Here is a 25,323-nt window from a genome sequence, read left to right as displayed (position 1 = left end):
CATGACCCGTCCCCCGTCCGACGTCCCCACCGGCGTCCCCACCGGCGCGGCCCCGAGCGCCGACGCCGACCTGCCCGCCGTCCTCGCCCGGGCGCGCGGCGCCGAGACCCCCGGCCCGGACACGCCGCCCGGCCCGCCCGTGCCCCACTGGCCCGGCCCCGCGCGCCCGGTGCCCGCCGCCCGTCCCGGCGAGGTCGACCTCGGCCCCCTGCTGCGGCTCTCCCTCGCCGCCCGGGACGCGGGCGGACGGCTGCGCCCCGCCTCCTCCGCCGGAGGGCTGCACCCCGTCGACGTCCGCCTGACCGTGGGCGCCGCCGCACCCCTGCCGCCCGGCCGCTACGGCTACGACCCGCTGGCCGACCGCGTCCACCGGCTCGGTGCCGCACCCGGCCCCGTACCGCCCGGGGTCCGGGCCGAGCTCAGCGTGACGCTCGCCCGGACGCGGTCCCACTACGGGCACCGCGCCTGGCCGCTCGCCCTGCTGGACACCGGTCACGCCGTGGCCGCCCTGTGGCTCGCCGCCGGGGCGCTCGGCGCTCCCGCCCCCGTCCTGGATCTCGACGGAGCGAGAGCCGAACCGCTCGCCACGGTCCACCTGCCGCCGCCCGGGAGCGCACCGGCCGCCGCCCACCCCCGCCCGGCGCCCGAGGCCCGGCGGCTGCTGGCCCGGCGCAGCGCGCCGCCGCCGCTCACCGGCGCGCCGGACGCCGCCGCGCTGGCCGCCGTCCTGGCCGTCGTGGAGACGGCCGGGGACGGCGTCCTCGGCTGGTGCGCCGCCGTGGGCGGACCCGCCCCCGAGCCGGCACCCGGACTATTCGCCCTCCGCCCCGGCGGGGCCCTGCGCCGCCTGGCCTCCGGCGAGGCCCGCCCGACGCTGGCCGCCTGGGCGGCCGGACAGGGGTGGATCGCCGAGAGCGGAGCCGTCCTCCTCGGGTACGGCTGCCCGGACGACGCCGACGCCGTCCACATCCGCCGGGCCCACCTGCGCGCGGGCCACGCCGTCGGGCTCGCCCAGGCCGTCGCCGACCGCCACGGCCTGGGCGCCCGCCCGGTGGGCGCCTGGCAGCGCGCCGACCTCGGGGCCGCCCTGGGCGAGCCGCCCGGCCGCGGCTGGGTCGTACACGGACTCGCCCTCGGCGCCGACGGCCCTTCCCCCGTCCACGACGCCTCCGGGGCCCGTGTCGCTCCCGAGCCAGCCGGAACCCCCCGACCGCAGGAGCCGCACCCATGCTGATACACCCCGAGCTGCGGGCCGCCGCGCGCACCGCGCCGCTTCCCCTGCTCGCCGCCACCGCGCTGCTCGGCGCCGTCGCCCTCACCCACCTGGCCCAGGCCGGGCTGCTCGCGCTCGCCCTGGCCGCCGTCGCCCGGGGGGACACCGGCCCGCTCCCGTGGCTGCTGGGCTCCGTCGCCCTCGTCGTCGCGCTGCGCTCCTGGCTCGGCTGGTGGCAGCGACGCACCGCCGCCCGCGCCGGGGCGCTCGTCCGCGTCCGGCTGCGGGACGCCCTCGTCGACCGGCTCGGCGACCTCGGCCCGGCCCACCTCGACGGCGCCCGCGCCGGAGCGGTGCGCACCACGCTCGTCGACGGCGTCGAGGGCGTGGACGCCTACGTCTCCCGTTACCTGCCGCAGCTCCTGGTCACCTGCGCCACCCCACCGCTGCTGCTGGCCGCCGTCGGTCTGATCCGGCCCGCCGTGCTGCTCGCCCTGGTCCCGGCGCTGCTGCTCGCCCTGCTCGGACCGCGCGCCTGGGACCGGCTGCTCGCCCGTCGCGGCGGTGAACACTGGGACACCTACGAGGAGTTGGGCGCGGACTACCTGGAGGCGCTGCAGGGCATGCCGACGCTGCGCGCCGCCGGTGCCGTCGGCCGCACCCGCGCGCGGCTGGAGCGCCGCTCGGACGCGCTGCACCGGGCCACGGTCGCCAAGCTGCGGGTGTCGCTGGTGGACACCGGCCTCACCGACCTCGCCGTGCAGGGCGGCACGGTCGCCGCCGCGCTGCTGGTCTGCTGGTCGGCGGCGACCGGCGCGACGACCGCCACCGGCACCTACCTGCTGCTCCTCCTGATCTCCGAGTGCTTCCGGCCGGTGCGCGACCTGGCGCGCGAGTGGCACGCCGGCTACCTGGGCGCCTCGGCCGCCGACGGCATCGCCGCCCTGCGCACCGCACGGCCCCGGACCCCCGACGAGGGCACGCGGGCCGCCCACCGGACGGAGCCGCCCGCCGTCCGCTTCGAGTACGTGGGCTTCCGCTACCCCGGCGCGCTCCGCCCGGCCCTGGACGACGTCACCTTCACCGCCCCGGCCGGTCGCACGACGGCCGTGGTCGGGCCGTCGGGCGCGGGCAAGTCGACCCTGCTCGCCCTGCTGCTGCGGCAGCACGCACCGGACCGGGGGCGCGTGCTGCTCGACGGAACGGACGTCGGGCGGTACACGCTCGCGTCGCTGCGCCGGGGCATCGCGGTCGTCTCCCAGGACACCTACCTCTTCCACGCCACGGTCGCCGACAACCTCCGCCTGGCCGCCCCGGGCGCCGACGAGGCGGCGCTGCGGGCCGCCGCACGCACCGCGGGCGTCCACGACGAGATCGCCGCGCTGCCCGACGGGTACGCCACCGTGATCGGGGAACGCGGCGCGAACCTCTCCGGCGGTCAGCGGCAGCGTCTCGCCCTGGCCCGGGCGTTGCTCGCCAACGCGCCCGTCCTCGTCCTGGACGAGGCCACCAGCGCCGTCGACGAGCGCCGCGAGGCCCACGTCCTGCGCGAACTGGCCGACGCCGCCCGGGGCCGCACCTGCCTGGTCATCGCGCACCGGCTCGCCTCCGTGCGGCACGCCGACCGGATCGTCGTCCTGGCCGGGGGCCGGGTGGAGGCGACCGGCGACCACACCAGCCTGCTGGCCGACTCCCCGGTCTACGCCGGACTCGTCACCGCCGGGCACACCGAGGGGAACGGACGCGCCGCATGACCGCCACCGAGGCCCCCCGCGCGCACCCCGCCCCGCGCCCCGGTGCGCTGCGGGCCCTGCTGCCCGCCCTGCGCCCGCACCGGGCCATGGCCGTGCGCACCGCCGTCGCTGCCCTGTTCGAACACGCCGCCCTGGCCGCGCTGGTGACGCTCGCCGCCCACACCGTCGGCGCGGCCCTGCTCGACCGGGAGCCACCCGGCCCCGGCACCGTCGTGGCGCTCGTCGCCCTCGTCGCCGTCCGGGCCCTGGCCACCTGGCGGGAGATGGACCTCTCCCACGACCTCGCCTACCGCGTGCTCGCGGGCCTGCGGGTCCGCGTCTTCGACGGGCTCGCCCGCAGCGCCCCGGCCCGGATCGCCGGGCGCCGCAGCGGGGACCTGGCGGCGACCGCCATGGCGGACGTGGAGGCCCTGGAGTTCTTCTACGCCCACACCACCGCCCAACTGCTCGCCTCCGGAGCCGTCCTCGGCGCCGGCTGCACCGGCTTGGCGTTCGCCGAACCGGCGCTGCTCGCCGCCGTCCTCCCGGCGGCCGCGCTGCTGCTCGCCTCGGCCCTGCTGGAGGGCCGCGCGCGGGCAGCCCGGGGCGCGCGCACCCGCGCCGCGGCGGCCCGGCTCTCGGCCGACACCGTGGACACCGTCGACGGGCTGCCCGAGCTGCTCGCCTTCGGCGCCCTGCCCCGGCGACGGGCCCTGCTCGCCGACCGGGGAGCCGAGCTGGGCCGGGCCCAGCGCGCCGAGGCCGGGTGGGAGGCCGCCGCCTCGGCGCTGCGGGAGGCCGTCGTGGTCGCCGCCGTGCTCGCCGTGGTCGCGGTCACCGCCCACGCCGTCACCGACGGACGCCTGGCGGGTCCCTGGGCCCCGGCCGCCCTCGCCCTGGCCCTCGCGGTGCTGGCCCCGGTGGCCGAGTCCGCGCAGGCCCTGGCCCGCGCCGCCGCCCTGCGCCCGGCCGCCGCCCGGGTGCGGGCCGCCGTCCACGCCCCGGCGCCCGCCCCGCCTCCCGCCGCGCCGGTGCCCCTGCCGCCCGGTCCGCTGGCCCTGCGGCTGAGCGGGGTGCGGTTCGGCTACGGCGGGCAGCCGGTCCTGGACGGGCTGGACCTCGCGGTGCCGTCCGGACAGACGCTCGCCCTGGTCGGCGTCTCGGGGGCGGGCAAGTCCACCTGCGCCCACCTGCTGGCCCGCTTCTGGGACCCCGAGGCCGGGACCGTCGCGCTCGTGCCGGCGCGGGGACCGGCCGTGGACCTGCGGTCGCTGGCCGACGCCGACCTGCGGCGCGCGGTCGCCGTCGTGGGCCAGGACGCCCCCCTCTTCCACGGCACCCTCGCCGACAACCTCCGGCTCGCCGCCCCGGAGGCGAGCGACGCCGAGGTCGCCCGCGTCGCCGCGATGTGCGGGGTGGACGAGATCGCCGCCGGGCTGCCGGGCGGTCTGGCCGGAGGGGTCGGGGAGCGGGGGACGACCCTGTCGGGCGGTCAGCGGGCCCGCGTCGCCCTGGCCCGCGCGCTGCTCGTGCGGCCCCGGGTGCTCGTGCTGGACGAGTCCACGGCCCAGCTCGACACCGCGAGCGAGGCCCGGCTGGCCGAGGCGCTGGCCCCCGACGCGGCCGAACGGGTGACGGTGGTCATCGCCCACCGCCCGGCGACGATTCGGCGCGCCGACCGGGTCGCCGTCCTCTCCGGTGGCCGCGTCACCGAGACGGGCACCTGGCACGAGCTGACGCGGCGGCCCGGGGAGCTGACCCGCATCCTGGACCGCCGTCCCTGACCGGGCGGGCCGGCCCGGGGCGGGCCGGGACGTCAGCTGATGCGCAGGGCGAGGAAGAAGTCGAGCTTGTCCTCCAGCCGCGACAGGTCCCGGCCGGTGAGCTGCTCGATCCGGCCGATCCGGTAGCGGAGGGTGTTCACGTGCAGGTGGAGCCGCGAGGCGCAGCGGGTCCAGGAGCCGTCGGACTCCAGGAACGCCTCCAGCGTGTCGATCAGTTCCGCGCGGTGCCGCCGGTCGTAGTCGCGCAGCGGGTCCAGCAGCCGTGCGGTGAAGGCGCGCCGGACGTCGTCGGGGACGAAGGGCAGCAGCAGGACGTGCGAGGCGAGCTCCTCGTGCCCGGCGGCGCAGACCCGTCCGGGCCGGGCGGCCGCCACCCGGCGGGCGTGCCGGGCCTCCTCCAGCGCGCCGCGCAGGCCCTCGGCGGAGGTCACGGCCGCGCTGACCCCGAGGGTGAGCCGTCCGTCGTCGGCCAGCCCGCGCTCCAGCGGCTCGCGGACCGAGGCCAGCATCGCGTGGGCGTGCAACCCGGGCGAGCCCGCGCCGGAGTCCGGGGCGCTCTCCCCGGCCGACCCGCCGGGGGACGTGTCGTCGGTGGAGAGCGGCACGAGGGCCACCGCCTCCTCGCCCGTGTGGGCGACGGCGATCCGGTCGGCCGGGTCGGGGCCGGGTACGCCCGGGTCCACGAGCGCCTCCTCCAGCAGGGCCTGGGCCACGGGACCGCCGGGAATCCCCGCACCGGACCACTCCACCGAGGCCACCACGACCTGCCAGCGCGGCGCCGTGCCGAGACCGGGCAGCAGGACGGGGGCCGCCACCCGCAGCCGCGCGGCGATCTCGCCGGGCGGCGCGCCGCCCTGGACCAGCTCCAGCACGTCCTGGGCGAGACGGCGCCGGACGGTGCGGGCCGCGTCGCGCCGGTCCCGTTCGACCGCGATGAGCTGGGTGACGCCCTGGAGCAGGTCCAGCCGCTGCCCCGGCCAGTCACCGGCGTCGGCCTCCACGGCGAGCAGCCAGTCCGAGAGCACCGTCGCGCGCAGATCCCGGCCGTCGCTGCGGACGGGGAAGAGGGAGTACGTCGTCCCCTCGAAGGAGGTGCGGTAGGGGCCGCGTCGCCCGCCGCGCAGCGCCGCGAGGTGTTCCCCGGCGAGCTGGGCGCGGACGGCGGCGGGGAGCTCGGGTGTCTGCGAGCCGGGCCCGGCGCCCGCGATCTGCCGGCCGGTGGGCGTGAGCACCCAGGCGCGCAGGTCGAGGTCGGACCCGAGCAGGTCGAGCACCACGTCGGGTCCCGCGCCGCCGGGGCCGGGCGTCATGAGGCGTCGGTGTCTTTCGACGACTGCGGCGAGGTCGCCGGCGCGCTCCCCGGAGACCTGGCGCACCACGTGCTCGGTGATGGTCGCGAACGCGACGTCCTCGTCGACCGCGAACAGCGGCAGCCGGTGCCGGGCGCAGGCGGCCACCAGGTCGTCCGGAACCTGGCCCATCTCCGCCTCGCCCGCCGCGAGTCCGGCCACGCCGGCGGCGGCGAGGATCCGCACGAAACCGTCCGAGTCGTCGGCGTCGCGGCGCCACGCCAGCCCCGTGAGCACCAGCTCTCCGCCGGAGAGGTAACGGCTGGGGTCGCGCAGGTCCGTCGTCATGACGCCGCGCACCTGGCGGTCGAGCTCCTGCTCACCGCCGAGGAGGCGCAACCCGAGCGAAGCCGTCTCCAGCAGTGCACGCAGCCGCATGTCGTCGCTCACCGTTCCGTCGTGTGTTGCCTCTGTGATCGGACGAGCCCGGCCTCACGGTGAGGAACCCGTCATTCGTTCGAATCTACAAGACCGGACCGGTCACCGGCTAATCGCTTCATGCCTTCGGTGACTGCACCGGTGCGATTCGACGCCTGTCTACTGGGTCACACCTGATGAACGACAGATGAACGATCACGTGGCAAGGGCGCCTCTTTGGCCAGGGCCCCCTCACCTCATGTAGTCGCGATCCGAGAAGACCGAGAAGAGAGTTTTCATGGACTTCCTGCGCCCCGCCAGCTGGGAGGAGGCGCTCGCCGCGAAGGCCGAGCACCCCACGGCTGTGCCCATCGCGGGCGGCACCGACGTGATGGTCGAGCTCAACTTCGACCACCGTCGACCCGAGTACCTGCTGGACCTCAACCGCGTCACCGAACTCCACGAGTGGGAGGTCGGAGAGGAGAACGTCCGCCTGGGCGCTTCGGTTCCCTACAGCCGGATCATCGACAACCTGCGCACCGAACTGCCGGGGCTGGCTCTCGCCGGCCACACCGTCGGCTCGCCGCAGATCCGCAACCGCGGCAGCGTCGGCGGCAACCTGGGCGCCGCCTCCCCGGCCGGCGACTCCCACCCCGCGCTGCTGTCCGCCGGCACCGAGGTCGAGGTCGAGTCCGTGCGCGGCACCCGCTTCATCCCGGTGGAGGAGTTCTTCACCGGCGTGAAGCGCAACGCGCTGGCGGCCGACGAGCTCATCAAGACCGTCCACATCAAGAAGGCCACCGGGCCGCAGCAGTTCTCCAAGGTCGGCACCCGCAACGCCATGGTCATCGCCGTGTGCGCCTTCGGCATCGCACTCCACCCGGAGACGCGCACCGTGAGGACCGGCATCGGTTCCGCCGCCCCGACCCCGCTGCGTGCCACCGCCGCCGAGGAGTTCCTCAGCGCGGCCCTGACCGACGGCGGCTTCTGGGAGAGCGGCAAGACGATCACGCCCTCCATCGCCCGCCAGTTCGCCGAACTGGCCTCCGGCGCCTGCAACCCGATCGACGACGTGCGCGGCAGCGCCAAGTACCGCCGCCACGCCGTCGGGATCATGGCCCGCCGCACCCTGGGCTGGACCTGGGACGCGTACCGCACCGGGGGCCGCGGCACCCGCACCACCGAAGGAGGCGCACAGTGCGCGTGAACTTCCGAGTCAACGGCCGGCCGCACGAGGCCGACGACGTCTGGGAGGGCGAGAGCCTCCTGTACGTGCTGCGCGAGCGCATGGGCCTGCCCGGCTCCAAGAACGCCTGCGAGCAGGGCGAGTGCGGTTCGTGCACCGTCCGGCTGGACGGCGTGCCCGTCTGCGCCTGCCTGGTCGCGGCCGGCCAGGTCGAGGGCCGCGAGGTCGTCACCGTCGAGGGCCTGGCGGACTTCGCCAAGGACCGTGCGGCGGGCTGCGCGAGCGGAGCGTGTGGGGGCACCGACCTCAACGCCGCCCAGCAGTGGGAGGCGAAGCCCGGAAAGGTCGAGGGCGACGGCGCCGGGAGCGGTGAGGGCGCCGAGCTGTCCACCGTGCAGCAGGCGTTCATCGACGCCGGGGCCGTCCAGTGCGGCTTCTGCACGCCGGGTCTGCTCGTCGCGGCCGACGAGCTGATCGAGCGCAACCCGCAGCCGAGTGACGCGGACATCCGCGAAGCGCTCTCCGGCAACCTGTGCCGCTGCACCGGTTACGAGAAGATCCTCGACGCCGTCCGCCTCGCCGCGGCGCGCGAGGAGTCCCAGACCGCTGGAACGGGAGCCTGACGATGGGCGGAGTGACCCGCACCCCGACGAACCTCACCCAGGGCAGCGCCACCAAGGGCGGCATCGGCGAGTCCACGCTGCGCCCCGACGGCACGCTGAAGGTGACCGGCGAGTTCGCCTACTCCTCGGACATGTGGCACGAGGACATGCTGTGGGGCTACACGCTCCGCAGCCCGCACGCCCACGCCGAGATCCGCTCGATCGACACCTCCGCGGCCCTGGCCCAGGCCGGCGTCCACGCCGTCCTGACCTACGACGACCTGCCCACCGGGGTGAAGAACTACGGCCTGGAGATCCAGGACACCCCCGTCCTGGCCCACGGCCGCGTCCGGCACCACGGGGAGCCGGTGGCGATCGTCGCCGCCGACCACCCCGAGACGGCCCGCCGGGCCGCCGAGAAGATCCGGGTCGACTACGCGCCGCTGCCCGTCGTCCACGACGAGGCCACCGCGACGGCCGAGGACGCGCCGCTGCTGCACCCCGGCCGCGACGACCACCACGCCGGGCACGTGCCGCACCCGAACATCGTCCACCGCCAGCCCATCGTGCGCGGTGACGTCGAGGCGGCGCGGGCCCGGGCCGACGTGATCGTCAGCGGCGAGTACGAGGTCGGCATGCAGGACCAGGCCTTCCTCGGCCCGGAGTCCGGCCTGGCCGTGCCCGCCGAGGACGGCGGCGTCGACCTGTACGTGGCCACCCAGTGGCTCCACTCCGACCTGCGCCAGATCGCCCCGGTCCTCGGCCTGCCCGAGGAGAAGGTCCGCATGACGCTCTCCGGCGTCGGCGGCGCGTTCGGCGGCCGCGAGGACCTGTCGATGCAGATCCACGGCTGCCTGCTCGCGCTGCGCACCGGCAAGCCCGTCAAGATCGTCTACAACCGGTTCGAGTCGTTCTTCGGCCACGTGCACCGCCACCCGGCGAAGCTCTGGTACGAGCACGGCGCGACCCGCGACGGCCGGATCACGCACATGAGGTGCCGGATCGTGCTGGACGGTGGCGCCTACGCCTCGGCCTCCCCGGCCGTCGTCGGCAACGCCTCCTCGCTGTCGGTCGGCCCGTACGTGATCGACGACGTCGAGATCGAGGCCGTCGCCCTCTACACGAACAACCCGCCCTGCGGCGCCATGCGCGGCTTCGGCGCGGTCCAGGCCTGCTTCGCCTACGAGAGCCAGATGGACAAGCTCGCAGCCGAGCTGGGCATGGACGCGGTGGAGTTCCGCCGGCTCAACGCCATGAGCCAGGGCACGATCATGCCCACCGGGCAGGAGGTCGACTCCCCGGCGCCCGTCGCCGAGCTGCTGCGCCGCGTCAAGGCGCTGCCGCTCCCGCCGGAGAAGCAGTGGGAGAGCGGCGACCTGGCCGGGACCAGCGTCGACGTCCGCGCCCTGCCCGGCGGACTGTCCAACACCACGCACGGCGAGGGCGTCGTGCGGGGCGTCGGCTACGCGGTGGGCATCAAGAACGTCGGCTTCTCCGAGGGCTTCGACGACTACTCCACCGCCCGCGTCCGGCTCTCCGTGGTCGGCGGCGAGCCGGTCGCCATGGTGCACACCGCGATGGCGGAGGTCGGCCAGGGCGGCGTCACCGTGCACGCGCAGATCGCCCGCACCGAGCTGGGCGTCACGAACGTGACGATCCACCCGGCCGACACCCGGGTCGGATCCGCCGGCTCCACGTCGGCCTCGCGGCAGACCTACGTCACCGGCGGGGCGGTCAAGCACACCTGCGAGGCCGTCCGCGCGAAGGTGCTGGAGCTCGGCCGCGCCAAGCTGGGCACCTACCACCCGGCCTGGGCGACCGCCGAGCTGCTGCTGGAGGGCGGCAAGGTCGTCACCGACGGCGGCGAGGTGCTGGCCGGCATCGCGGACGTCCTGGAGGACGAGGTCGTCGACATCGAGCTGGAGTGGCGCCACCGGCCCACCGAGGCGTTCGACCTGCGCACCGGCCAGGGCCAGGGCCATGTGCAGTACTCCTTCGCCGCGCACCGCGCGGTGGTGGAGGTCGACACCGAGCTGGGCCTGGTCAAGGTCATCGAGCTGGCCTGCGCCCAGGACGTCGGCAAGGCGCTCAACCCGCAGTCGGTCGTCGGCCAGATCCAGGGCGGCACCACGCAGGGCCTGGGCCTGGCCGTCATGGAGGAGATCGTCGTGGACACCGACGGGAAGGTCCGCAACCCCTCCTTCACCGACTACCTCATCCCGACCATCCTGGACACCCCCACCATCCCGGTGGACGTCCTGGAGCTGGCCGACCCCAATGCGCCCTACGGGCTGCGCGGCATGGGTGAGGCCCCCACGCTGTCCTCCACCCCCGCGGTGGTGTCGGCGATCCGTGCGGCCACCGGTCTGGCGCTGCGGCGGGTACCCGTCCGCCCCGAGCACCTCACCGGCACCTGACGGAACCCGGAAGTGAGGCGCCGGGCGGACTTCCGCACCACCCCGCCCGGCGCCGCCCGCTCAGAAAGCCCCCCACGGCAATGCGCACCACACTCGTTCGTCTCGGGCCGTCCCCCGCGTCGTGCATCCCAAATCCCGGCCGGCGTAAGGAGCCGGCGGGTGCCCCTGTGAACCTTGGGAGTTGGCACACATGGCACAGTCGTCGATAGAGCCGAGGACCGCGGCGGAAGACGCGGGCTCCGGCTCTCGCCCGCCCGCGGGAAGAGGCTGGCTCGACCGGTACTTTCACATCACCGCGCGCGGCTCCACCACAGGCCGGGAGGTGCGTGGCGGCGTCACCACCTTCATGGCGATGGCGTACATCCTCCTGCTCAACCCGTTGCTGCTGAGCGTCCCCGACGTCAACGGCGACACCCTGAACCCGGCGGCGATCGTCACCGCGACGGCGTTCGCGGCGGGTCTGTCGACCCTCCTGATGGGCATCATCGGCAAGGTGCCCCTCGCCCTGGCCGCCGGCCTGAGCGTCTCCGGCGTCCTCGCCACCCAGGTCGTCCCGGGCATGACCTGGCCGCAGGCCATGGGCATGTGCGTGATCTACGGGGTCGTGATCATGCTCCTGGTGATCACCGGCCTCCGGGAAAAGATCATGAACGCGATTCCGATGGGGCTCAAGCACGCCATCACCATCGGCATCGGCATGTTCGTCGCGATGATCGGCCTGGAGAAGGCCGGGTTCGTCGGCCGGGGCGGTGAGGGCGGCCCGCCGATCACCCTGGGAGTCGAGGGCGCGCTCGCCGGCTGGCCGGTGTTCGCCTTCTGCCTCACCGTGCTCGCGATCTTCATGCTGATGGCGCGCAACGTGCCCGGCGCCATCCTCATCGGCATCGGCATCGGTACCGTCTTCGCCCTCGTCGTCACCGCGGTCCTCGACCTCGGCGACGAGGAGTGGGGCCTGGCCACCCCGGCCTTCCCCGACACCTTCGTCTCCAGCCCCGACTTCAGCCTCTTCGGGCAGGTCGAGCTCGGCGGCTTCGCCGAACTGGGCGCCGCGACCGTCACGACGGTCGTCTTCACCCTGGTGCTCGCCGCCTTCTTCGACGCGATGGCCACCATCATCGCGGTCGGCCAGGAGGCCAAGCTCGCCGACGAGAAGGGCCGCATGCCGGGCCTGAACAAGGCCCTGCTCGTCGACGGCGCCGGCGGTGCCATCGGCGGCTCGGTCAGCGCCTCGGGCCAGACGGTCTTCATCGAGTCCGCCTCGGGCGTCGGTGAAGGAGCCCGCACGGGCCTGTCGGCCACGGTGACCGGTCTGATCTTCGGTCTGATGCTGCTCTTCACGCCGCTCGCCGAGATCGTGCCCGGCCAGGTCGCCGCGGCGGCACTGGTCGTCATCGGCGCGATGATGATGCAGAACGCCCGCCACGTGGACTGGAAGGACCGCGCGGTCGCCATCCCGGTCTTCCTCACCGTGATCCTCATGCCGTTCACCTTCTCGATCGTCAACGGCGTCGGCGCGGGCATCATCGCGTACTGCGCGATCAAGCTCGCCCAGGGCAAGTGGCGCGAGCCGGGGCTGTTCATGTGGATCCTCGCGGCCGTGTTCGTCTACAACTTCGCATTTGTGGGGCACTGACTGCACTGACCGGCCCGCCCGGCCCCGCGCCCCCCACCCCCCGACCTGGACAAGGAGACCGCCATGCTGGACATCGCCGACGAGCTGAACCGGTGGTGCGAGCAGGGACGTGACTTCGCCGTCGCCACCGTCGTGGCCACGCACGGCAGCGCCCCGCGCCGGCCGGGTGCGGCCATGGCGGTGGACGCCGACGGGACCGTCGTCGGCTCCGTGTCCGGCGGTTGTGTGGAGGGCGCGGTCTACGAGCTGTGCCGGACGGCGATGGAGACGGGTACGCCCGTCGCCGAGCGCTTCGGCTACAGCGACGAGGACGCCTTCGCCGTGGGCCTGACCTGCGGCGGCGTCATCGACGTCCTCGTCACCCCGGTACGGGCGGCGGCCGGTGCGGACGGCGGCATGGATGAGCCCGCCGTCCGCCCGGCCGTCGCCGCCGCGGTGGCCGCCGCCTCCCGGCAGGAGGCGTCGGCGCTCGTCCGCGTCGTCGCGGGTCCCCCGGGGCTTCTCGGCCGCACCCTGTACGTCAGGCCCGACGGCTCCCACGTGGGCGTCCTGGACGGGTCCGGCGGCACCGCCGGGCCGACGGCCCTGGAGCGCACCGCCGTGGCCGAGGCCGTCGGGCACCTGGCCTCGGGCCGGACCGCCACCGTGGAGCTGGGCGCCGACGGCAGCCGCTGCGGTGAGCCGGTGACGCTGCTGGTCGAGTCCAGCGTCCCGCCGCCGCGCATGCTCGTCTTCGGCGCCATCGACTTCGCCTCCGCCCTGGTGCGGGTCGGCGCGTTCCTCGGCTACCGCGTGACGGTGTGCGACGCCCGCCCGGTCTTCGCCACCGCCCGGCGCTTCCCGGAGGCCGACGAGGTCGTCGTCGACTGGCCGCACCGCTACCTGGAGAGCCAGCGACTCGACGGCCGCGCGGTGCTGTGCGTGCTGACGCACGACGCGAAGTTCGACGTGCCGCTGCTGGAGCGGGCCCTGCGGCTGCCGGTCGCCTACGTGGGGGCGATGGGCTCGCGGCGGACCCACGAGTCCCGGCTGGCGAAGCTGCGCGAGGCGGGACTGGGCGAACGGGAGCTGGCCCGGCTCCGCTCGCCGATCGGACTCGACCTCGGCGGCCGGACGCCGGAGGAGACGGCCCTGTCGATCGCGGCCGAGATCGTCGCGGACCGGCACGGCGGCTCGGGCGTCCCCCTCACCGGTGGCGGCGTCCCCATCCACCACGACACCCGCACGACGCGGCTGGGTTCGGCCGCCTGACGTTTGTACGCGGCACCTTTCTTCCTGCCTGCATTGGTCTGGACATGTCCAAAACCGGCCTCTACCGTCAGAGTTGGTCTGGACCAACTCAGGCAACCCCCACGTCAGGCAGGAGCGCAGCCATGCGCACGATCACCTCCCTCGCGGCTGCCCTAGGGCTGGCCGCAGTGACCGTTCTCACCTCCGCGGGCCCGGCCACCGCGCACGGATACACCACCTCCCCGCTCAGCCGTCAGCTGCACTGTGCCCAGGGCACCGTGAGCGGCTGCGGGGCCATCCGCTGGGAGCCGCAGAGCGTCGAAGGGCTCAAGGGCTTCCCCGGACGCGGGCCCTCCGACGGCACCATCTGCGCCGGTGGCAACGCCCGGTTCGCCGAACTCGACGACCCCCGCGGCGGTGCCTGGCCGACCACGCGGCTCAGCGGCGGCCAGCAGTACACCTTCACCTGGCGCAACACCGCGCCGCACCGCACCACCAAGTACGAGTACTTCATCACCCGCGACGGCTACGACCCCACCCGGCCGCTCACCCGCAGCGACCTGGAGGCGCAGCCCTTCCTCACCGTGAACCTGGGCGGCCGGCAGCCGGCCACCGTCGAGAGCCACACCGGGCGCATCCCCGCCGGCAAGACGGGCACGCACCTGATCCTGGCCGTCTGGACCGTCCACGACACGGCGAACGCCTTCTACGCCTGCTCCGACGTCAGGTTCTGACCGGCGGTGCCGGGCGGCGTCAGCCGATGCTCGCCGCCCGGTCGCCCGTGTCCACCGGGGCCGTCGACGCGTCACCGGCCTCGGCCGCGCGCCGCACCTGGTCGGCGGTGAGGGCGTAGCCCGTGTCCGGATCGGTGACGGACCGGGCGAAGACGACGCCGTAGACCCGGCCGTCCGGGGTGAGCAGCGGGCCCCCGGAGTTGCCGGGGCGGACGGTGCCCCGCAGCGGATGGATCTCCCGCGTGACCATGCTGGCGTTGTAGATGTCCTGCCCACGGGCGGTGACCTCACCCGCCACGGTCGCGGCCTGGAGGTCCAGCCCGCCGTTCTCCGGGTACCCCGCGACGACGGCCGGGTCGCCCCGGGAGACCTCGGAGGTGAACTCCAGCGGCGTCGCGTCCAGCTCGGGCACCCGCAGCACCGCGACGTCGACGTCCGGGTCGAAGTGCACGACGGTCGCCGACAGGGCCGGGCCCACCCCGCCCACCCGGACAGTCGGCCGGTCCACCCCGGCCACCACGTGGGCGTTCGTCATGACCCGGCGGTCCGCGTAGACGAAACCGCTGCCCTCCTGCCCCTGCCGCCGGCCGTCGACGAACGCGACGCCCTCCACCTTGACGCTGCCGCGCTGGGCGGCGACGGTGGCCGCCTCGGTGACCTCGTCCCCCGTCGGTTCGGGTATCCCGGTGACCGGCTCGTTCTCGAAGGGGTTGAAGACCTGGGGGAAGCCGGCCGTGGTGAGGGCGTTCGTCGCCCGGCTGAACCAGGTGGGCGCGGCCTCCGGCATCCGCTCCTGCACGGCGCCCAGCACCGTCGAGCCCCGGACGGCCTGGCTCACCTCCGGCGAGGGCGAGGTGACGAGCACGCTCGCCGCGAGCCAGCCGACGAGCAGGACCGCGACCGCGTTCGCGAGGGCACCCCCGATGCCGTCGAGCCAGCGCACCGGCGCCCAGCGCAGCGCGCCTCGCAGCTCCCAGCCGAGCCGTGCGGCGAGCGCGTGCCCGGCGCCCGCGGGCAGCAGGACGGTCAGGACGGCCGTGACCGTCGCCGCTCCGCTGCCCCGCTCGACGAAGCCCAGGGTGAACGGCAGCAGCCACACCCCCACGACCGCGCCGCCGACGAAACCGGCGAGCGACACCAGGGCCGCCACCAGCCCGCGCTGGTACCCGTCGGCGGCGAAGGCGACCGCGGCCAGCAGCAGTACGACATCTATCAGGTTCACGACCGTTCCTCTTTCCCGGTCCGCCCCCGTCGGCCGGTGCGCCGGCCACTGATCGGGTAGAACGTCCCAGCCCCCGGGTGTGGTTCCCGCCCGGCACCCGCCGTCCGGGACCCGGCTCCGTACCGACGCCGGGGCGGGCGCTCGCGCGTCAGCGGACCTGGACGTCGGCGAGCAGGGCGCGGTGGTCGGTGCCCGGCAGGTCGAGGAAGTGCGCGCCGACCGGCGTCAGCCGCTCGCTCACCAGGACGTGGTCGATCTGGGTGCCGAGCAGCGGAGTGGTCGCCGCCGGCCACGACGGCGTCCGGGAATGGCCGACGGACCGGGCGCTGTCGCGCAGCCCGGTGTCCAGGACGGCCCGGAATCCGGCGTGGTCCTGGGACGCGTTGAAGTCCCCGGCGACGATCGTGCGCGTCCCCGACCGGCGTTCCGCCGCGCGGCGGATCGTCTCGAGGTCGCGCGCCCACGCGTCCATCGAACCCAGGCGCGGCGGCATGGGGTGGACGACCTGGACGCGCACCGGCACCCCGGCCACGTCCGCCACGGCGCTCGGCATGGACAGCTGCCCGGGGAGGTGACCGACGTCGCTGAGCGGATACACGCTCAGCAGCGCGGAGCCTTCCGCCGGCTCGCTGCCCCGGACGACACGGTAGGGGTACGCGTCCTTCAGTCGCGGTGTGTCCAGCGCCTCGGCGCAGCGCCGGTCGCACTCCTGGACGGAGACCAGATGGGGGCGCTCGCGGCGCAGGACGTCCAGCAGCGCGCCCGTGGCACCGCCGAACTCCAGGTTGGCGCTCAGCACCCGCACCTGCGCCAGTGGCGGTCCGGCGGGGGTGGCGACCTGCGGGCCGTAGGGCTGGAGGAACCAGGCGGTGCTCCCCAGCACGGCCAGCGACCAGCCGGCCAGCAGCGGCCGACGCGCCGCGGCGGCGACGGCCAGCGCCAGCCAGCCGGGCACCAGGAACCAGGGCAGGAACGCCAGCAGCTGGGGGAGGGGCATCGGTCCGTCCACGTCCAGCGCCCGCGCCACGAGCGCGGCGCTCGGCGGGAGCAGCAGCGTCCCGCCGAGCACCGCGAGCCGGCGGAAGCGCCGCCGACCCGGCCCGGGGCCGGACGGGGGTACGGAGCGGACGACGGGCCCGCGCTGCGGCTTCGGCACCCGCGTGGCGTTTGTCTGCTGGTCGTACTCTTGCGTCTGCACGTATCAGATCGTGCACCATGAGCGGCGCGGAGTCGTGGAACCCGGCCCCGTGCCTCGCCGGGTGCCCCCGTCGGCATCCGCGTCGTTCGGGTGACCCGGTGCTCCGCCGGAGCGCCCGCCCCGCCGGAGCACCCGCCCCGCCCGTGCGCCGGCCCCGCTTGGGCGTCGGGAAGGACCGAGGGGCCCCGGCTCGTGGTGAGCCCGGGCCCCTCGGTCTGCTGTCCCCGGCCGTCAGGTGAGCGGGGAGATCGCGGTGGGCGCGTGGCCCGGCTCGGTGGCGAGCTCCTCGAACTCGTTCACCTTGTCGATGTCGTTGCCGCTCATGGAGATGTTGGTGACGCGCTCCAGGATGGCCTCGACGACGACCGGCACCCGGTACTCGGCGGCGAGCTTCTTGGCCTGCTCCAGCGCGGCGCCCAGCTCGGCCGGATCGGTCACGCGGATGGCCTTGCAGCCGAGACCCTCGGCGACCTTCACGTGGTCCACGCCGTAGACGCCGATCTCGGGCGAGTTGATGTTCTCGAACTCCAGGTTGACCTGGAAGTCGATCTCGAACATCCGCTGCGCCTGGCGGATCAGGCCCAGGTAGGAGTTGTTGACCAGCACGTGGACGTAGGGGATCTTGTGCTGCGCCCCGACCGCCAGCTCCTCGATCATGAACTGGAAGTCGTAGTCGCCGGAGAGCGCGACGACGGGGGCGTCCGGGTCGGCGGTGGCGACGCCGAGGGCGGCCGGCACGGTCCAGCCCAGCGGGCCGGCCTGGCCGCAGTTGATCCAGTGCCGCGGCTTGTAGACGTGCAGCATCTGCGCGCCGGCGATCTGCGACAGGCCGATGGTGGTGACGTAACGGGTGTCCGGCCCGAAGGCGCGGTTCATCTCCTCGTACACCCGCTGCGGCTTCATCGGGATGTCGTCGAAGTGCGTGCGGCGCTGGAGCGTGGCCTTCCGCTCCTGCGCGGACGCCGCCCAGGTGTCGCGGTCCGGCAGCTTCCCGGCGGCCTTCAGCTCCCTGGCGACCTCGACGAACAGCTCCAGCGCGGCCCTCGCGTCCGAGACGATGCCGTAGTCGGGCGCGAAGACCCGGCCGATCTGCGTCGGCTCGATGTCGACGTGCACGAACGTGCGGCCCTCGGTGTAGACGTCCAGGCCGCCGGTGTGGCGGTTGGCCCACCGGTTGCCGATGCCGAGGACGAAGTCCGACTCCAGGAACGTCGCGTTGCCGTAGCGGTGGGAGGTCTGGAGCCCGACCATGCCCGCGTTGAGCCGGTGGTCGTCGGGCAGGGTTCCCCAGCCCATCAGCGTCGGGATCACGGGGACGCCCGTCAGCTCGGCGAACTCGACGAGGAGGTCGGAGGCGTCGGCGTTGATGATGCCGCCGCCCGCGACGATCAGCGGACGCTCGGACGCGTTCAGCATGCCGAGGGCCTTCTCGACCTGCTTGCGGGTCGCGGCCGGGCGGTGCACCGGGAGGGGCTCGTAGGTCTCCGGGTCGAACTCGATCTCGGCGAGCTGAACGTCCAGCGGCAGGTCGATGAGGACCGGGCCGGGGCGTCCGGACCGCATCAGGTGGAAGGCCTGCTGGAACGCGCCGGGGACCTGTGCGGGCTCCAGGACCGTCATCGCCATCTTGGTCACCGGCTTGGCGATGGACTGGATGTCGACGGCCTGGAAGTCCTCCTTGTGCAGCCGGGCCGTGGGCGCCTGTCCGGTGATGCACAGGATCGGAACGGAGTCCCCGATCGCGGAGTACAGACCGGTGATCATGTCCGTGCCCGCCGGGCCCGACGTGCCGATGCACACGCCGATGTTGCCGGGCTTCGCCCGGGTGTAGCCCTCGGCCATGTGCGAGGCGCCCTCGACGTGCCGGGCGAGCTTGTGCTCGATGCCCCCGCCGGCGCGCAGCGCGGCGTAGAGCGGGTTGATCGCCGCGCCGGGGACACCGAAGGCGGTGTCGATGCCTTCACGCTTGAGGATTTCGACGGCCGCGCGGGCGGCGGTCATACGAGGCATGGATGCTCCTGAGTCGACCGTGCGTGGCTTTTCCGTATGACGGAATTCACGTTCTGCTATATGGAAGTAAAGGTACGGCGGGCGTCAACAAGCCGTCAACCCTTGTCCGGAGTCCGGGCCGTACGGAACGAGGGCCGCACGGTGGACGCACCCACGCCGAGTGCGACGGGGTGCGACGGGGCGCGACGGGGCGGGGAAGGCGCGAGACAGGGGGAAGAGGGGGCGGGTGGGGCGACGCCCCGGTCAGCGGGTCTCCGGAGGTGGCGTCAGGCCCCGGTGGAGACCAGGTGCTCGGCAGCCGCGCTCGCGGGCTGCGGCGTCCCCGTGAGATCCAGGGTGAACAGGGGCAGGGCGGTCTGCTCGGCCCGCGCGTAGGCGTCCTGCTCGTAGCCGGCGAGGGCGAAGCAGACGGCCACGGCGGAGATGTGCAGCGCCGATAGCCACACCGTCTCCACGGCGCGTACGCCCATCGGGGACGTCGTGGGGTCGACCCGGGCGACGACGCCGCGTCCGCGCAGGTCGATGCCGGACGCCGGGGGTCCGTGGGTCGCCAGCACGTCGGCGAAGCCGAGCCAGCGCAGGTAGTGCGCGGCGGCCAGGACGGCGTCCCGGGCGGTGCGGATGGTGACGGGGGTGAACACGGGCCGGTCGGCCGGCGGGCCCCCGACCGGCCCGCCGGCCGTGCCCGGCCCGGCCCCGGTGCGGTCCACCGGCAGCGCGAGCAACGCCCCGCACGGACAGCACAGTTCGGGCTGCGGCCAGTCCTGGGACCGCCCGCAGGCGCCACAGGGCACGGCCACCCAGGAGCCGGCCCAGGTGCGTCGCCTGACGCGCAGGGGTACCCCGTCCCGCGCCAGGGGCAGGGCCACCGGGGCGCCGCACGGACAGGGGTAGGTGGGTGGCGCCCAGCGGTGCTCACGTCGGCACACGGGACACCGCACCGAGCTGTTCGCGCTCACGTCCGCCATGCGTTCCATGGTCCCCGAAAAGCCCGGGCCCCGCAGGCGAACGCGGGGCCCGGCGGGGGAGTTGTACGCCCGAGGGCGCGAGGCTGGGCGCGACAGGACGTTCGCGCCCCCGGGCGGTTCTGTGGCGTGCTCGGCCCGCTGACGCGGGGCCGCACCGCGCTCGGTCCGCTGACGCGCACCGGCGGGATGTCCCATACCGCCGGCCACCCCTCGTCCACGGGCCGGCGGCATGGGACGGCGCTCGGGCCGACCTCCCAATCAGCCTTCGCGCAGCTCGCGCACGGCTTCCTCGACGCGCTGGCCGTAGTCCGGGTCGGCGGCGTGGAAGTGGGCGAGGTTCTTCTCGACGACGTCGTCGCGGGTCACCTGCGACAGACCGCCGGCGATGTTCGCGACGAGACGCTTCCTCTCCTCCTCCGACATCAGCCGGTACAGCTCGCCGGCCTGGAAGAAGTCGTCGTCCTTGGAGTGCCGCGGCGCCTCGTGGGTGCCGGTGTGGCCGGAGACCGCGAAGGGGGCGGCGAGGGGCTGGCCGGTCTCCACGGGCCCTCCGTAGGAGTTGGGCTCGTAGTTCCTGGCGTCGCGGCCCTGTGCGTTGAGCGCCATGAGGCCGTCCCGGCCGTAGTTGTCGGCGGTCGTCGCCCTCGGGGCGTTCACCGGCAGCTGGGTGTGGTTGACGCCCAGCCGGTAGCGGTGCGCGTCCGCGTAGGCGAAGAGGCGGCCCTGGAGCATCTTGTCCGGCGAGGGGCCGATGCCGGGGACGAAGTTGTTGGGGGAGAACGCGGCCTGCTCGACCTCGGCGAAGACGTTGTCGGGGTTGCGGTCCAGGACCAGGCGGCCCACCCGCTGGAGCGGGTGGTCGGCGTGCGGCCACACCTTGGTGAGGTCGAACGGGTTGAACCGGTAGTCGGCGGCCTCGGCGGCCGGCATGACCTGCACGTACACCGTCCACGACGGGTGCACGCCGCGCTCGATCGCCTGCAGCAGGTCCGTCTGGTGGCTGTTCGCGTCCCGGCCGACGGTCTCGGCGCCCTGCTCGCTGCTCAGGCAGCGGATGCCCTGGTTCGTCTTGAAGTGGTACTTGACGAAGAAGGCCTCGCCCTCGGCGTTGGTCCACTGGTAGGTGTGGGAGCCGTAGCCGTTCATGTGGCGGTAGGAGGCGGGGATGCCGCGATCGCCCATGAGCCAGGTGACCTGGTGGGTTGCCTCGGGGGCGTGGGCCCAGAAGTCCCAGACGTTGTCCGGCTCCTGCTTGCCGGTGAAGGGGTCGCGCTTCTGCGAGTGGATGAAGTCGGGGAACTTCAGCGGGTCCTTGATGAAGAAGACCGGGGTGTTGTTGCCGACGAGGTCGTAGTTGCCCTCCTCGGTGTAGAACTTCACCGCGAAGCCGCGCGGGTCGCGCACCGCGTCGGCGCCGCCGAGGCTGTCGGCCACGGTCGAGAAGCGCACGAACACCTCGGTGCGCTTGCCGACGGTGCCGAGGAAGGCGGCCCGGGTGAAGCCGGTGACGTCGTCGGTCACCTCGAAGTGGCCGTAGGCCCCCGAACCGCGGGCGTGCACGACACGCTCCGGGATGCGCTCGCGGTTGAACCGGGCGAGCTTCTCCAGCAGGTGCTGGTCCTGGAGGAGCAGCGGTCCGCCGACGCCGGCGGTGGCGGAGTTCTGGTTGTCGGCGACCGGAGCGCCGGACTCGGTCGTCAGCGTGGGCTTGGACATCGTGACCTTCCGTAACGAAGCGCGGAAGGGGACTTCCGCGGAAGTGGAGCGTAAGGACGGCTACGGCAGCACGTCAACAGTTTGTTGAATATCCGGGTGGCGGCGCCTTGGGCGCGACAGGACAGGTTGTCGGCGCCGCCACCCGGAGTCGGGGGAGCGTCAGGCGACCCGGTCGCCGGAGAGACGCTCGACGGCGCGCAGCAGCGCCGAGTGGTCCAGGCCGCCGTCGCCTTGGGCGCGGAGCGAGGCCACCAACTGGGCGACGACCGCGCCGACCGGCAGGGCCGCGCCCACGCTGCGGGCCGCGTCCGTCACGATGCCCATGTCCTTGTGGTGCAGGTCGATGCGGAAGCCCGGCGCGAAGTCCCGGTTCTTGAAGTTGTCCTTCTTGCGCGTCAGCACCGTCGAGCCGGCCAGTCCGCCGTTCAGGACCTCCAGCGCGGCGTTCAGGTCCACGCCGGACTTCTCCAGGAACACCACGGCCTCGGCGCACGCCTGGATGTTGACCGCCACGATGAGCTGGTTGGCGGCCTTCACCGTCTGGCCGGCGCCGTGCGGGCCGCACAGGATGATGGTCTTGCCCAGGGCCTCGAGAATCGGCTTCACGGCCTCGAAGTCGGCCTGCTCGCCGCCGACCATGATCGACAGGACGGCCTCGACGGCGCCCGCCTCGCCGCCGGAGACGGGGGCGTCGAGGACCTTGAGGCCCTTGCCCGCCTTCGCCGCGGCCTCGGCCACCGCGATGGAGGTCTGCGGGGTGATCGAGGACATGTCGATGATCGTGGCGCCCTGCTTGGCGTGGGCGAGCACGCCGTCGTCACCGAGGATGACGGCCTTCACGTGCGGGTCGGCGGGGACCATGGTGATCACCATGTCGGCGTCGGCCACGGCCTCGGCGATCGAGGACGCGGCGGTGCCGCCATTGGCCGCCAGCCGGTCCAGCTTCTCCTGCTCCAGTGTGAAGCCGGTGACGGAGTAGCCGGCCTTGATCAGGTTCTCGGCCATGGGGGAGCCCATGATGCCCAGGCCGACCCAGGCGATCTTCGGAAGGTTGCTGCTCATGGTGTTCGGTGCCTTTCGGTGCCGTGAGGGGAGGCGTGTGGGGGCGGGACGCGGGACGGTGTCCCGGCTCAGCCCGCCGGGGCGGGCCGCAGCGGTGCGGGCAGCCACGCGAAGGTGCTGCCGCTCGGCGCGTCGCCGGGCTTGTACTCCAGGCCGACCCAGCCGTCGTAACCGGCCTTCTTCAGGCGGTCCAGCAGGTCGGTGAAGTCCAGGTCGCCGGTGCCGGGGGCGCCTCGGCCGGGGTTGTCCGCGATCTGCACGTGGCCGGTGACGGCGGTGTACTTCTCGATGACCTCGGTGAGGTCCTCGCCGTTCATCGACAGGTGGTAGAGGTCCATGAGGAACCTCGCGTTGCCCAGGCCCGTCGCGGCGTTGACCTTCTCCACGACCTCGATCGCGGCCGGGGCGCTGACCAGCGGGTACCGGGGCGACTCGGGCCGGTTCAGCGCCTCCACGAGGAGTACGGCGCCGACGCGGTCGGCGGCGCGGGCGGCGATCGCCAGGTTCTCCAGCGCCAGTTCGTCCTGGACGGCCGGGTCGACGCCGTCCACCCGGTTCCCGTAGAGGGCGTTGAGGGCCGTGCACCCGACGGAGGCCGCGAAGTCGGCCGCCACGTCGACGTTGGCCCGGAACCTGTCGGACTCCTCGCCGGGCACCGAGAGCGCCCCGCGATCCGGTCCGGGGAGCTGCCCGGCGTAGAAGTTCAGCCCGGTGAGCCGCACCCCGGCGTCGTTCAGTGCCTCGCGCAGCGCGTCCAGCTCGGCCTGCTCCGGGGTCGGCGTGTCGATCCACGGCCACCACAGCTCCACCGCGGTGAAGCCCGCGGCGGCGGCCGCGGCCGGCCGCTCGAGCAGCGGGAGCTCGGTGAAGAGGATCGAGAGGTTCACTGTGAAGCGTGTGTCCGTGTAACCCATGAGGGGCGACCCGCTCCTTCCGTATTGCGGAAGTTAATTTCTATCTGATGGAAGATTGCAAGCAGTGCGGTGCCGCTGTCAAGGGGGTGGTCCGAAATGTGCCGATGGCGGCCCCGCAGCAGCGCGGTACGTTGAGCCGGTGCGATTGAAAGTGGAATTCACGACAGAGCCGTTCGACCTGGACGAGGCTCCGGAGCACGCGGTGGTGGCGCGGGAGGTCGTGCAGCGCGGCGGTCTGGACGCCGTCGACGTCGGCCCCTTCGGCAACACGGCCGAGGGGGCCGCGGACGAGGTGCTCGCCGTGGTGGACGAGATGCTACGCCGAACACTCGCCGCCGGGGCGACCCGCGTCTCCCTGCAGGTCAATGTGGTCGGATCCGACGACCAGGAGCCGGGTGACGCATGACTGGTCTGGGCGAACATCCCTTCACCTCGGCGGTCAAGCCGCTGGTCGACGCGATGGGTGGCGAGATCATCGCCGTGCCGGACGCCACGGAGGCGGACGTCGTGCTGGCGTGGGAGGGCGAGGACGTCCTCGCCGTCCGCCTGCCCCACCTGTCGGAGTCGCTCGACCACATCCTGGCGGGGCTGGAGCGGGCGCAGGGCAGGCCGCTCGCCGAGCTGGACCGCAAGTCCAAACAGCGCGTCGTGCGGCTGCTGGAGTCGCGCGGGGCGTTCTCCGTGCGGCACGGCGTGGAGACGGTCGCGACCGCGCTCGGTGTCAGCCGCTTCACCGTCTACAACTACCTGAACCGGGAGAACCCCAAGGGGCGCGGCTGATCGCGCCTAGGCCGGGCGCCGGGCAGTCACCGCGAGTGGCCGCCCGGCGCCCGGCGTGTGTCTGGGGCCCGAGGGCCGGGCGGGGCTTGCGTCCGCGGTCACCTCGCCGGACACTCGCGGTACGGCGCCCGCGCCGCGCCCGCCCGGGGTCGGGGTGCCGGGTGGTCGTGGGGGCGCGGGGGGTGCGGTGGAGGCCGGTACGGGCCCGCCGGTGGAGGCCCCGCGAAAAAGTTCAACAAAGTGTTGACGGGGCGTTCCCCGGCGGCTTAGCTATTGCGCAGCCCACCCGCAACACGGCCAGAGAGGCTCCCGTGACTTCGAGTACGGCACCGGGGCTGACCCGGTTCAACACCGCCGAGGAGGGCGAGGCCCGCGCGGCGCTCCACGAGGTCTGCGCCTCGACGGCCTGGGCCGACAAGCTGCTCGGCCGGCGCCCGTACCCCGACGCGGCCGCCCTGTTCACCGCGAGTGACGCCGCCATGGCCGAGCTCGGCGAGGCCGACCTCGCCGAGGCGATGGCGGGCCACCCGCCCATCGGCCGCCCGAAGCCCGGGGACCCGACCTCCTCGCGTGAACAGCGCGGGATGTCCGGCGCCTCCGAGGAGCTCAAGGCGGAGATGCTCGAACTCAACCTGGCGTACCAGGAGAAGTTCGGGCACGTCTTCCTGATCTGCGCCACCGGTCTGTCCGGTGACCAGATGCGTGACGCGCTGCGCGCCCGGATCGACAACACGCCGGAACGGGAGCGGGAGAACGTCCGCACCGAGCTGGTGAAGATCAACCGCATCCGGCTGACCCGCCTCGCACAAGGAGCCTGACCATGAGCACCACGACGACCGCATCGGTGTCCACCCACATCCTGGACACCAGCGTGGGACGGCCGGCCGGCGGCGTCGCCGTCCAGCTGTCCGTCCGCGGCGGCGCCGACGGCGCATGGGCCGCGCACGGCGTCTCGAGGACCGACGACGACGGGCGCTGCAAGGACCTTCCGGCCCTGCCGGAGGGCACGACCCACGTACGGCTCGTCTTCGAGGTCGAGCCGTACTTCTCGACCAAGCAAGCCGAGGAACAGCAGGACGCCCCCCGCGTAAGGGACAGCGGTGTCTTCTTTCCCGAGGTGGCGATCGTCTTCGCCGTGACCCCGGGCGAGCACTACCACGTACCGCTGCTGCTCAACCCGTTCGGCTACTCCGTGTACCGAGGGAGCTGACACCC

At 74.0% G+C, this 25,323-nt stretch carries 21 protein-coding genes; 13 read left to right on the top strand and 8 right to left on the bottom strand.

All coding sequences use genetic code 11. From position 1 onward, the window contains the following. The first annotated feature begins 1 nt into the window (after position 1). Genes V6D49_RS02795 through V6D49_RS02785 form a run of 3 tightly spaced genes read left to right on the top strand, consistent with a single transcriptional unit; the run spans position 2 to position 4,730 of the window. On the top strand, positions 2 to 1,234 hold the full coding sequence (locus V6D49_RS02795) for a SagB/ThcOx family dehydrogenase (protein ID WP_340556761.1): 1,233 nt from the start codon (positions 2 to 4) through the stop codon (positions 1,232 to 1,234). Continuing rightward, complete coding sequence (locus tag V6D49_RS02790; RefSeq protein WP_340556759.1) at positions 1,228 to 2,967, top strand: ABC transporter ATP-binding protein/permease; 1,740 nt, start codon at positions 1,228 to 1,230, stop codon at positions 2,965 to 2,967. Before V6D49_RS02795 ends, V6D49_RS02790 begins: the two co-directional genes overlap by 7 nt. Next, positions 2,964 to 4,730, top strand: coding sequence for an ATP-binding cassette domain-containing protein (locus V6D49_RS02785; RefSeq protein WP_340556757.1), 1,767 nt, complete (start codon positions 2,964 to 2,966; stop codon positions 4,728 to 4,730). Before V6D49_RS02790 ends, V6D49_RS02785 begins: the two co-directional genes overlap by 4 nt. A 32-nt stretch (positions 4,731 to 4,762) precedes the next feature. On the opposite strand, the gene V6D49_RS02780 is transcribed toward V6D49_RS02785, so the two are convergent. Next, on the bottom strand, positions 4,763 to 6,457 hold the full coding sequence (locus V6D49_RS02780; RefSeq protein WP_340563638.1) for a PucR family transcriptional regulator: 1,695 nt from the start codon (positions 6,455 to 6,457) through the stop codon (positions 4,763 to 4,765). Positions 6,458 to 6,734: 277 nt separating this feature from the next. On the opposite strand from V6D49_RS02780, the gene V6D49_RS02775 reads away from it, so the two are divergent. The 6 genes from V6D49_RS02775 to V6D49_RS02750 all read left to right on the top strand — a co-directional run bounded on the left by V6D49_RS02775 (position 6,735) and on the right by V6D49_RS02750 (position 14,238). Then, positions 6,735 to 7,643 (top strand): FAD binding domain-containing protein, encoded by a 909-nt coding sequence (locus V6D49_RS02775; protein WP_340556756.1) that lies wholly within the window; start codon positions 6,735 to 6,737, stop codon positions 7,641 to 7,643. After that, positions 7,634 to 8,245, top strand: a complete 612-nt coding sequence (locus V6D49_RS02770) for a (2Fe-2S)-binding protein (protein WP_340556754.1) — start codon at positions 7,634 to 7,636, stop codon at positions 8,243 to 8,245. The genes V6D49_RS02775 and V6D49_RS02770 overlap by 10 nt, the downstream gene beginning before the upstream one ends. Positions 8,246 to 8,247: 2 nt before the next feature. After that, positions 8,248 to 10,641 carry a xanthine dehydrogenase subunit D gene (gene pucD / locus V6D49_RS02765; protein ID WP_340556752.1) on the top strand — a complete coding sequence of 798 codons (2,394 nt, stop codon included), beginning with the start codon at positions 8,248 to 8,250 and terminating at the stop codon, positions 10,639 to 10,641. Between the two features lie 190 nt (positions 10,642 to 10,831). Next, entirely contained in the window at positions 10,832 to 12,274 is a 1,443-nt protein-coding gene (locus V6D49_RS02760; RefSeq protein ID WP_340556751.1) for an NCS2 family permease, read from the top strand. Between the two features lie 63 nt (positions 12,275 to 12,337). Further along, on the top strand, positions 12,338 to 13,525 hold the full coding sequence (locus tag V6D49_RS02755) for an XdhC family protein (protein WP_340556750.1): 1,188 nt from the start codon (positions 12,338 to 12,340) through the stop codon (positions 13,523 to 13,525). Positions 13,526 to 13,647: 122 nt separating this feature from the next. Next, positions 13,648 to 14,238, top strand: a complete 591-nt coding sequence (locus V6D49_RS02750; RefSeq protein WP_340556749.1) for a lytic polysaccharide monooxygenase auxiliary activity family 9 protein — start codon at positions 13,648 to 13,650, stop codon at positions 14,236 to 14,238. 19 nt (positions 14,239 to 14,257) lie between these two features. On the opposite strand, the gene V6D49_RS02745 is transcribed toward V6D49_RS02750, so the two are convergent. The 7 genes from V6D49_RS02745 to V6D49_RS02715 all read right to left on the bottom strand — a co-directional run bounded on the left by V6D49_RS02745 (position 14,258) and on the right by V6D49_RS02715 (position 23,328). Further along, positions 14,258 to 15,460: a MarP family serine protease gene (locus tag V6D49_RS02745; protein ID WP_340556748.1), complete on the bottom strand. Its 1,203-nt coding sequence runs from the start codon at positions 15,458 to 15,460 to the stop codon at positions 14,258 to 14,260. Positions 15,461 to 15,608: 148 nt separating this feature from the next. Further along, complete coding sequence (locus V6D49_RS02740; RefSeq protein WP_340556747.1) at positions 15,609 to 16,658, bottom strand: endonuclease/exonuclease/phosphatase family protein; 1,050 nt, start codon at positions 16,656 to 16,658, stop codon at positions 15,609 to 15,611. A 231-nt stretch (positions 16,659 to 16,889) separates the two neighbouring features. Continuing rightward, the gene (gene gcl, locus V6D49_RS02735; protein WP_340556746.1) at positions 16,890 to 18,668 is read right to left on the bottom strand and encodes a glyoxylate carboligase; all 1,779 of its coding nucleotides are present in this window, start codon (positions 18,666 to 18,668) and stop codon (positions 16,890 to 16,892) included. Between the two features lie 266 nt (positions 18,669 to 18,934). Beyond that, the gene (locus V6D49_RS02730) at positions 18,935 to 19,636 is read right to left on the bottom strand and encodes a hypothetical protein (protein ID WP_340556745.1); all 702 of its coding nucleotides are present in this window, start codon (positions 19,634 to 19,636) and stop codon (positions 18,935 to 18,937) included. 258 nt (positions 19,637 to 19,894) lie between these two features. Further along, positions 19,895 to 21,352, bottom strand: coding sequence for a catalase (locus V6D49_RS02725; protein ID WP_340556744.1), 1,458 nt, complete (start codon positions 21,350 to 21,352; stop codon positions 19,895 to 19,897). Positions 21,353 to 21,511: 159 nt separating this feature from the next. After that, positions 21,512 to 22,414 (bottom strand): 2-hydroxy-3-oxopropionate reductase, encoded by a 903-nt coding sequence (locus V6D49_RS02720; RefSeq protein WP_340556743.1) that lies wholly within the window; start codon positions 22,412 to 22,414, stop codon positions 21,512 to 21,514. A gap of 68 nt (positions 22,415 to 22,482) precedes the next feature. Then, positions 22,483 to 23,328 carry a TIM barrel protein gene (locus tag V6D49_RS02715; protein WP_340556742.1) on the bottom strand — a complete coding sequence of 282 codons (846 nt, stop codon included), beginning with the start codon at positions 23,326 to 23,328 and terminating at the stop codon, positions 22,483 to 22,485. Between the two features lie 139 nt (positions 23,329 to 23,467). Between V6D49_RS02715 and V6D49_RS02710 the strand changes: the two genes are divergently transcribed. From V6D49_RS02710 to uraH, 4 genes are all read left to right on the top strand, one after another. Then, positions 23,468 to 23,734 (top strand): thiamine-binding protein, encoded by a 267-nt coding sequence (locus V6D49_RS02710; RefSeq protein ID WP_191208631.1) that lies wholly within the window; start codon positions 23,468 to 23,470, stop codon positions 23,732 to 23,734. Further along, positions 23,731 to 24,108 (top strand): helix-turn-helix domain-containing protein, encoded by a 378-nt coding sequence (locus tag V6D49_RS02705; RefSeq protein WP_340556741.1) that lies wholly within the window; start codon positions 23,731 to 23,733, stop codon positions 24,106 to 24,108. The genes V6D49_RS02710 and V6D49_RS02705 overlap by 4 nt, the downstream gene beginning before the upstream one ends. A 311-nt stretch (positions 24,109 to 24,419) precedes the next feature. Then, the gene (gene uraD, locus V6D49_RS02700; RefSeq protein WP_340556740.1) at positions 24,420 to 24,926 is read left to right on the top strand and encodes a 2-oxo-4-hydroxy-4-carboxy-5-ureidoimidazoline decarboxylase; all 507 of its coding nucleotides are present in this window, start codon (positions 24,420 to 24,422) and stop codon (positions 24,924 to 24,926) included. 2 nt (positions 24,927 to 24,928) lie between these two features. Continuing rightward, entirely contained in the window at positions 24,929 to 25,318 is a 390-nt protein-coding gene (uraH, locus tag V6D49_RS02695) for a hydroxyisourate hydrolase (protein WP_340556739.1), read from the top strand. The last annotated feature ends 5 nt before the right edge of the window (positions 25,319 to 25,323 follow it).

This window comes from Streptomyces sp. GSL17-111, assembly GCF_037911585.1.
Classification (GTDB): Bacteria; Actinomycetota; Actinomycetes; order Streptomycetales; family Streptomycetaceae; genus Streptomyces.
The sequence above is the reverse complement of the archived record's forward strand: the minus strand, read 5'-3'. Positions and strand labels throughout refer to the sequence as shown.

Bases quoted from the DNA above. Each gene is read 5' to 3' on its own strand.
- V6D49_RS02795 (WP_340556761.1), top strand. From the start codon at position 2: ATGACCCGTCCCCCGTCCGACGTCCCCACCGGCGTCCCCACCGGCGCG.
- V6D49_RS02790 (WP_340556759.1), top strand. From the start codon at position 1,228: ATGCTGATACACCCCGAGCTGCGGGCCGCCGCGCGCACCGCGCCGCTT.
- V6D49_RS02785 (WP_340556757.1), top strand. From the start codon at position 2,964: ATGACCGCCACCGAGGCCCCCCGCGCGCACCCCGCCCCGCGCCCCGGT.
- V6D49_RS02780 (WP_340563638.1), bottom strand. From the start codon at position 6,457: ATGCGGCTGCGTGCACTGCTGGAGACGGCTTCGCTCGGGTTGCGCCTC.
- V6D49_RS02775 (WP_340556756.1), top strand. From the start codon at position 6,735: ATGGACTTCCTGCGCCCCGCCAGCTGGGAGGAGGCGCTCGCCGCGAAG.
- pucD (WP_340556752.1), top strand. From the start codon at position 8,248: ATGGGCGGAGTGACCCGCACCCCGACGAACCTCACCCAGGGCAGCGCC.
- V6D49_RS02760 (WP_340556751.1), top strand. From the start codon at position 10,832: ATGGCACAGTCGTCGATAGAGCCGAGGACCGCGGCGGAAGACGCGGGC.
- V6D49_RS02755 (WP_340556750.1), top strand. From the start codon at position 12,338: ATGCTGGACATCGCCGACGAGCTGAACCGGTGGTGCGAGCAGGGACGT.
- V6D49_RS02750 (WP_340556749.1), top strand. From the start codon at position 13,648: ATGCGCACGATCACCTCCCTCGCGGCTGCCCTAGGGCTGGCCGCAGTG.
- gcl (WP_340556746.1), bottom strand. From the start codon at position 18,668: ATGCCTCGTATGACCGCCGCCCGCGCGGCCGTCGAAATCCTCAAGCGT.
- V6D49_RS02730 (WP_340556745.1), bottom strand. From the start codon at position 19,636: ATGGCGGACGTGAGCGCGAACAGCTCGGTGCGGTGTCCCGTGTGCCGA.
- V6D49_RS02725 (WP_340556744.1), bottom strand. From the start codon at position 21,352: ATGTCCAAGCCCACGCTGACGACCGAGTCCGGCGCTCCGGTCGCCGAC.
- V6D49_RS02720 (WP_340556743.1), bottom strand. From the start codon at position 22,414: ATGAGCAGCAACCTTCCGAAGATCGCCTGGGTCGGCCTGGGCATCATG.
- V6D49_RS02715 (WP_340556742.1), bottom strand. From the start codon at position 23,328: ATGGGTTACACGGACACACGCTTCACAGTGAACCTCTCGATCCTCTTC.
- V6D49_RS02705 (WP_340556741.1), top strand. From the start codon at position 23,731: ATGACTGGTCTGGGCGAACATCCCTTCACCTCGGCGGTCAAGCCGCTG.
- uraH (WP_340556739.1), top strand. From the start codon at position 24,929: ATGAGCACCACGACGACCGCATCGGTGTCCACCCACATCCTGGACACC.